The sequence below is a fragment of the Acinetobacter sp. SwsAc6 genome, from assembly GCF_013391565.1.
GTDB lineage: Bacteria > Pseudomonadota > Gammaproteobacteria > Pseudomonadales > Moraxellaceae > Acinetobacter > Acinetobacter cumulans.
The window spans coordinates 1-7751 of the sequence record NZ_JACAXE010000053.1; the positions used below are offsets into that span (position 1 = coordinate 1).

Annotated in this window: 8 protein-coding genes; 4 read left to right on the plus strand and 4 right to left on the minus strand. The window is 37.8% G+C overall.

Features of this window, described 5'->3' with window-relative positions:
• From HYG93_RS18760 to HYG93_RS18775, 4 genes are all read right to left on the minus strand, one after another.
• Positions 1-669 (minus strand): DUF6776 family protein (locus HYG93_RS18760; RefSeq protein ID WP_178962775.1); only part of this gene is annotated, 669 nt, incomplete at its 3' end.
• 77 nt (positions 670-746) lie between these two features.
• Positions 747-1799 (minus strand): N-acetyl-gamma-glutamyl-phosphate reductase, encoded by a 1053-nt coding sequence (gene argC, locus HYG93_RS18765; protein ID WP_171406349.1) that lies wholly within the window; start codon positions 1797-1799, stop codon positions 747-749.
• A 153-nt stretch (positions 1800-1952) separates the two neighbouring features.
• The gene (locus tag HYG93_RS18770) at positions 1953-2906 is read right to left on the minus strand and encodes a hypothetical protein (RefSeq protein ID WP_106984934.1); all 954 of its coding nucleotides are present in this window, start codon (positions 2904-2906) and stop codon (positions 1953-1955) included.
• Positions 2903-4240 (minus strand): glycosyltransferase family 2 protein, encoded by a 1338-nt coding sequence (locus HYG93_RS18775; protein ID WP_227865777.1) that lies wholly within the window; start codon positions 4238-4240, stop codon positions 2903-2905. The genes HYG93_RS18770 and HYG93_RS18775 overlap by 4 nt, the downstream gene beginning before the upstream one ends.
• An 897-nt stretch (positions 4241-5137) precedes the next feature.
• Between HYG93_RS18775 and HYG93_RS18780 the strand changes: the two genes are divergently transcribed.
• The 4 genes from HYG93_RS18780 (at position 5138) to HYG93_RS18795 (ending at position 7732) form a co-directional block, all read left to right on the plus strand.
• Positions 5138-6622 carry a sodium-dependent transporter gene (locus tag HYG93_RS18780; RefSeq protein WP_106986768.1) on the plus strand — a complete coding sequence of 495 codons (1485 nt, stop codon included), beginning with the start codon at positions 5138-5140 and terminating at the stop codon, positions 6620-6622.
• Between the two features lies 1 nt (position 6623).
• Positions 6624-6731, plus strand: coding sequence for a methionine/alanine import family NSS transporter small subunit (locus HYG93_RS18785; RefSeq protein ID WP_106986769.1), 108 nt, complete (start codon positions 6624-6626; stop codon positions 6729-6731).
• Between the two features lie 187 nt (positions 6732-6918).
• Complete coding sequence (locus HYG93_RS18790; protein ID WP_106986779.1) at positions 6919-7185, plus strand: transposase family protein; 267 nt, start codon at positions 6919-6921, stop codon at positions 7183-7185.
• A gap of 127 nt (positions 7186-7312) precedes the next feature.
• A complete protein-coding gene (locus HYG93_RS18795) occupies positions 7313-7732 on the plus strand; it encodes a transposase family protein (RefSeq protein WP_286206975.1) in 420 nt (139 codons plus the stop codon).
• Positions 7733-7751: the final 19 nt, after the last annotated feature.

Sequence of the window (7751 nt, forward strand, 5' to 3'; positions counted from 1 at the left end):
ACGACGGGTGACTTGTTTACCTGAACCATTTAAACGTACCTCAATAAAACTTGGGGTAAAGCCTTTAGGCATAGTCCATCGACCCGTTAAACGTTCATTGTTTTCAAAATTGAAGTTTTTGTCTTCCATAGGTACAGTCAGAACTTCTGTACCTTGAATTAAGCGCATTTCCACACTACCTGAAACATTGGCTTTATTTGGACTCACCTGCATTAAATCCAGTTGATATTCAAAAGCATTTTCAGGTAAAGGTTTGATAGCCAAGTGTTGGACTGCCAAGGCAATACCACCGCGTTGGCGTAATACCTCACGATATAACACACCAAGATTTTCTGCTTGCTCTTGTGCATCACGTGATTTAATTACAGATAATCCTAAATCATTTGAATTGCTTACTGCTATATCGCGCTCTTGCACAGCAGTATTGAGTGATTTGTGGAGCACAGCCAATTCAGCTTTTTGCTTTTGCACAACTTCAACCAATTGCTCCGCATCCGCATCATAGCCCACCACCGTCAGGCCTTGACGATGGCCAACGGAATAACCCAATAAACCACTGCTCAGCGCAATGATTGCAGCACCTGCAACCAAAGGCATATTACTTTGCAAAAATGGTTTGTTGTTACTTGAAGTCGGTTCTGACGTGATATTAGAGTCTGTATTCGGCATCGTCGTCTCTTATTTGATTTATTCAAAACACACATTTAAATCGAAATCTAAATGTGTGTGAAGTTTTAATGCGTTTCTTATGGTAATAAACCAATGCCTTGTAACCCTGCATTTTCTGCAAAATTAAACATTAAGTTCATGTTTTGTACTGCTTGACCAGCAGCACCTTTTACTAAGTTATCTTGTACTGCAAGAATTACTAGTTTCTTAGGCTGTGGTTTATACAATGCAATACGTAATTGGTTAGCGCCACGTACTGTACGTGTTTCTGGTGAACTGCCCACTGGCATCACATCTACAAACTGTTCATTTGCATAGAACTGTTCATATAAGTTTTGCAAATCTGCAGTTGCGCCAGCATCCGTTAAATCGATATAAATTGTGCTGAGCATGCCACGAATCATTGGCACCAAATGAGGTACAAATAAAATTTCGTTAAATACACCTTTTTGACCTGAAATATTTTCGAGTGCTTCTACAATTTCAGGGTGATGACGATGACCCGCTACACCGTATGCTTTAAAGTTATCTGCATTTTCAGAATAGATCATGCCAAGACTTGCTTTACGACCTGCACCTGAAACCCCAGATTTTGCATCAATAATAATACTTTCAGGTTTCACTAATCCTTCAGCCTTGAGCACAGGTGCTAAACCCAATTGCACTGTAGTTGGATAGCAACCTGGGTTACCAATCACTGAAGCTTGTTGAATTTTTTCACGATTCAGCTCAGACAGGCCGTAAACAGAATCTTTTAGAATTTCTGGGCAAGCGTGCTCTAAACCATACCATTTTTCAAACTGTTCAAGATCTTGCAAACGGAAGTCAGCAGCCAAATCAATCACTTTGGTATTTGCTGCAACTAATTCAGCAGCATGTTTCATCGCTACACCATGTGGTGTTGCAAAAAATACAACATCACATGCTTTTAATGCATTGATATCAAGGTCTGAATATTTGAGTTCAGTATGGCCACGTAAGCTTGGAAACATGTCATCGACACGGCGACCATTTTCAGTACGTGAAGTTAAAACTTTTACTTCCGCGTTTGGATGACGCAGTAAAATACGGAGTAATTCAACGCCTGTATAACCTGTACCGCCGACAATACCAACTGAAATCACGCTCATTACCTCAAATCTAAACTATCCATTTATAAGGTCGTAGTATGACAGGAAGTTAATATTTTCTGAACAGTTTTGCCGAGCTGTTGGCTGAATTTTATCATTTTACCTGAACTTAAAAAGCCAAGCTAAAGGTGAATTCAATTTTTGACAGCATTGTTAAAACTTAAGTACCCATTCGCCCATTAAATAACGATAGCTATAGTCGACGCCATAATATGAAGCACTGTTACTATAACCCGCATTTAAGCGCACAAATTGGTTTTGATGGATTGGGCTCTGTATGTTCAGTTCAAGCAGTTTTGTTGATTGGCTCGGTGCATCAGCCACTTTTTCTCGGCCATAACCAACGGTCATACCCGTCGTCCAACCACTGAATCGTTTACGCCACCCCAGTGCCAGCATACTTTCTTCATAATCTTTAGGATTAAAATACAAGCCTGCAACATCATCAGCATCACTTCGATACATACGGTATCGCGCCTGCAAAGTTAAGCCATGTTCTAAGGATGGCTGATAGATTAATTTTAAGCGACCATGGTCACGGCGATTATCATCAGAGAAAAGCTGTGTTGCAGCCAAACCAACCACGGTAACATGTGGCCCTATTTGTTGATCAACCGCTCCACCCAAATAAGTAAAATGAATACCTTGCTCTAAAGCTGGTCGTGTTTCGACCCAATCTCGATTGGCAAATACTTCTACTGCGGTACTTTTAGTTAATGGTTGACGATAGCTACCATCAAAGGTGGCTAAGGTATGGTCATTTTGTTCAAACACCCCAGCTTCGAGCGTCCATCCATTTGCAGTCGCTGCTTCTACATTCTTAGCAAGAATTGAAACTTTATAAGCATCACTTTGCCAATCATCAATTTTATAATTATAGGCACTAAAACGTACCCCCAAATAATCATTTGCATTGGTGTATTGAGGAAAAACTTCAGCTGATAATTTTTTCGTTTCAAAACCTTCACTATCATGGCTAATGAAAAACTCAGTACCCGCAGCCCAATCTGAGGGTTGGGTTGCTGAAGACTCACCTGCCTGCACATCGGTTGAAAGTAAGCACAAAAAGCATAATGAGAAACCAAAATTTATATTATTAGATTTCATTTAGTACCCCATTTTTTACGTGTTTTCAAAATTTCGTCCAAGTAGCCTAAAATGCTTGCTGGTTGCAACAAAAAACTATAACCCAAAACATATACAAAGAAACCGGTCAGGTTTTTACGTATTTTAAGATCCATAGCTTTAAACATACGTTTTTCAATACTGTAATTGAGAAAACCCAACAAAAAAGCCATAGGTAAGAGTGCCAAAGTCATTGGACCAACTATCCAAAAATGACCAAAACACGCCAGAATAATTCCAGGAATAAAACCAAAGGTAAACGCAATATCCAACCACGGGAAAAGCACATTCCAATGAATAAAGAAGGTGGATAATCGTGGCTTAATTAAAATACCTGGATGCTTAATAAAAGCCTCCATCATGCCACGTGCCCAACGCTGACGTTGTTTAACAAACACGTTGAGTTCCGTCGGCGCATTGGTAAATACACAGGCATCCTCCGAATGTCCAATACGGTAACCTGCTCTGAGCAATGCCCAAGTAAGTACAATGTCCTCACCTACACACTCAGGCCAGCCACCCACTTCAACCAGTGCATTACGATCATAAATTGAAAATGCGCCTTGAGCCACCAGCGTACCTTGATATAAAGACTGTAAGCGTTTTGTCGCAGCAATTCCCAAAAAATAATCCCACTCTTGCGTTTTTGTCAGTAAATTATGACGTGAATTTCGTACCAAAATTTTACCTGCAACAGCGCGTGTATTCGGCGGATCTGCAACATAGCGCTCCACAATGCATTGCAAAGCAATACGGTGTAAGTAGGAATCTGCATCAACAGTAAGCACCAAATCATGTTTGGCTAATTTCAAACCCTCATTTAAGGCATGAGCCTTACCTGCATTTTGGGTTAAATCCAATAAAGTCAGCCATGAATACTGAGCTTCAGCCCGTTTGACCAGTTGCGCAGTACGATTTTTAGAACCGTCATTAATCACAATGACTTGCAGTCCACCTAGATAATTCTGTCGATCCACACTCTTAAGCGTGTCTAGAATAGAAGATTCTTCATTATATGCAGCAATCAAAATTGTAATATTTGGATAAACATCTAAGATTTTTCGTTTAGGCCTTTTATCCATCAACAAACTTAAAGCAGCAAAGGAATTCATAAATCCAGGAATAATCGCAATACCATAAATAAAGAATATCGCTGCAACTGACCCAATCAATTGGCTCAAATCACGGATCCAATTTTCAGCCATCCATAAAGAAAACCATGTCCACAGACAGGCTCCAATGAAAGCGATCACAAATTTAACGCGAACAGAAATATACAACCGTGTAGCGGGACTGCTACGATCTTGGCTAACCATATATAATTACTTTAAGCGTCTATTATTAACGCTGAGGGAGAGAAAAAAATACGTGATTGAAAATATATAAATTGAATAAATTTAAATACACCCGTACTCAAATTAATCCTAAAAATCACTTTTTTAAAAAAACGTGATTAAAATACACCCAACCTCAATAGCTACACATAATAATATTAATAATTCACAAAACAATACATAAAACGTGATTTGTTTATCATTTTACAAAATAATTTGCTTGTATTTAAAGCAAAAATAGATTTCAAATTAATCAAAAAAACCTCTTAGCGCTGATGGTAGTGTGGGGTTACCCATGTGAGAGTAAGTCATCGCCAGCTCATTATTCGAAACACCCCCTGACTAGTGCAGGGGGTGTTTTTTTATGTGTGAAATATTGAAATATATGCATAGATTGTTCATTTACAGGTTTGTAAGTTGATGAAAACTCAGTAAATGAATGTTTATAAATTGAAAATAAAGATAATGATTTAAAATCAAGTACAGTTTTAAGCTTGTTGACATGAATCATTCGGTAGACGTGTTATTTTTAAAGATTTAGTATTCTAAAAAGTTATAGTATTTATAAAATAAAATGTTTAAAAATTGAGCTGTTTTAGTGATCATTCAGTCGCAATATATTATAAAAGTAGAATGTTTTGTGTAGAAATTACAGAATTTTTTGAAAAAAGTGGGTATTGTTAAAGGCATATAAAGACGATTTATTTTCAAAATTTTAACCAAGTTTTTTCTATAAATTGGTCTGTTTGTCATTTAGACGAGCATGCTCAAAAGGTGTGTATCTGAATCAAACAACAAAAATTAGTTTTATGGTCTTTTGATGTTAACGATATAACCACAATAAGTTGCATGTAAAAGGGCCTAAGGTTTAGGTGTTGTATGTCGGATAATCGTGAGAACTGGTCTGCACGATCAGGGTTTATTATTGCAGCTATTGGTTCTGCAGTAGGTTTAGGTAATATTTGGCGTTTTCCATACGTAGCGTATGAAAATGGTGGCGGGGCATTTTTAGTTCCTTATTTAATTGCAATTTTTGCTGCAGGTTTACCATTATTATTCTTGGACTATGCGGTAGGCCATAAATTTCGTAAAGCGCCACCAACGGCTTATAAGAAACTTATGAACGCTGAGTCTCTAGGCTGGTGGCAAGTCATGGTGACATTGGTGATTGGTATTTATTATGCCAGTGTACTGTCATGGGCTGGCAGTTATATGTTCTATTCATTTGGGCAAAAATGGGGAGCTGATACGCAAGCCTTTTTCTTTTCGACATATTTACAAAATGGCGAAGGCTTAGCTTTAGGTTTTGTACCGACCTTATTCTTTGGTTTGGTTGCTGTTTGGGCTGTAGTGATGTTCATCCTATATGGCGGTGTGCGTCGTGGCGTTGAATTAGCAAATAAAATCTTTATGCCGTTATTAGTGATTTTATTTACCATTTTAGTGATTCAAGCTGTACGTTTGCCTGGTGCAACAGAGGGTTTAAATGCTTTCTTTACGCCAAATTGGGATGCAATGACCAATTATAAAGTTTGGTTAGCTGCCTTTGGTCATATTTTCTTTTCGTTGTCAGTGGGCTTCGGCATCATGCTGACCTATGCATCGTATTTAAAGAAGAAGACTAATTTAACTGGATCTGGTGTCGTTGTAGCTTTAGCGAATTCTTCATTTGAAATTTTAGCAGGTATTGGTGTATTTGCAGCGCTTGGCTTTATGGCACATAGTGCTGGGGCAAGTGTACAAGATGTTGTATCTGGCGGTATTGGTCTAGCATTTATTGCTTTCCCTAAAATTATTTCAAGTATGGGTGCTGGCGGCGATCTATTTGGTTTCTTGTTCTTTGCGTCATTGGTTGTTGCTGGTATTACTTCCATGGTAAGTATTTTGGAAGTGCCGATTGCTTCTTTTCAAGATAAATTGGCTTGGTCGCGTAAGAAGTCTGTAACGATTATTGCTGGTGGTTCAGCAGTTGTATCTACGCTTATTTTCTCGACTCATAGCGCAATTACATTTGTAGATATCATTGATTACTTTGCCAATAACATTGGTATTGTTGGTGGTGGTTTATTGTCTATTATTTTGGTTTCTTGGTTCCGTCGTCCATTGTTGCAACAATTACAAGCACATGTGAATGAATACTCAAGTATTAAATTAGGTAAAGGTTGGAATTTCCTTGTTACCGTGATTACACCATTATCTTTATTAGTTGCACTTGTGTTGACTTTTAAGTCGATTATGCTTGAAGGCTATGGTGGTTATGCATCGCATATTTTATGGATTGTAGGTGGCGGTACGATGGCATTCTTAATTCTTGGTGCGATTGTATTGGCCTGTTTCAAAGATAAAGTAGTTGAGGAGAAATGATATGAATACATCTGCAATGATTATGATGATTATTTCTATGGTATTACTTTGGGGTGGGTTAGTTTTGGCGACTGTTCATCTTGTGAAACATCCAGATGAGGAAGATTGAGACTACTCATTCTTTTATTTTAAAAATTTAAAAAAACCAGACTAAAAGTCTGGTTTTTTTTTAAATATTTTATTTTTTGATAAAAATTATGAGTAGTTATTAGATCTCTTTCATAAATCAAAAAAAGATCTTTCTTTTGCCGATTATTTGTACCAAAGAATCTTAAATAATCGAGCATAATCTGCGTATGAAATATATCGATTCAAAGAAGCTTTCTGAAACACAGTTTAAGCGATACACAGGCATCTCATGGTCAACATTTTATTTAATGGTTGAGCAATTACAGAAGCATATTCCTGCGAAAGGCAGACCCTCTAAATTGAGCATAGAGGATCAGATTCTTCTATGCTTAAGTTATTGGCGTGAATACCGAACATTATTTCATGTGGCAACTAGTTATGGCGTGTCAGAGCCCACTGCTTCAAGAATTGTCCGCCATGTAGAGATTGCCTGATCAAGTCCAATCTATTCAATCTACCGAAGCATTTGCCCGAAGGTGAAGGCATTGACTGGAATGCGGTGATTGTAGATGCCACAGAAATTCCAATACAAAGGCCTAAAAAAACAGAAGAAAAGCTATAGTGGCAAAAAGAAGGCACATACTTTCAAAGTGCAGGCCATCATTCATTATCAAACTCGAAAAAATCCTAAGTTTATGCACGAGTCGTGGTGCCGTACATGACTTCGAACTCTTCAAACGCAACTTGAATCAGATTCCTACAGGTGCCTTTATCCTTGCTGATAAGGGTTATCAAGGAATTTATACAGTGTATCCAAACAGCTTGTTGCCATTAAAAGCAAAGAAGCGCTGTAAACTTGATCCTGAACTCAAAATTTACAATCAGGAAATTAATAAAAGAAGAATAGGGATTGAGCATGTATTTGGCTGTTTGAAAACCTTCAAAATCCTTGCTGAGCGATATCGTAACCGTGGCAAAAGATTGGGCTTAAGATTCAATTTAATTGCGGGAATCTATAATATGGAACTGAGTGAAAAATGACTTATGAAAGAAGTCTATT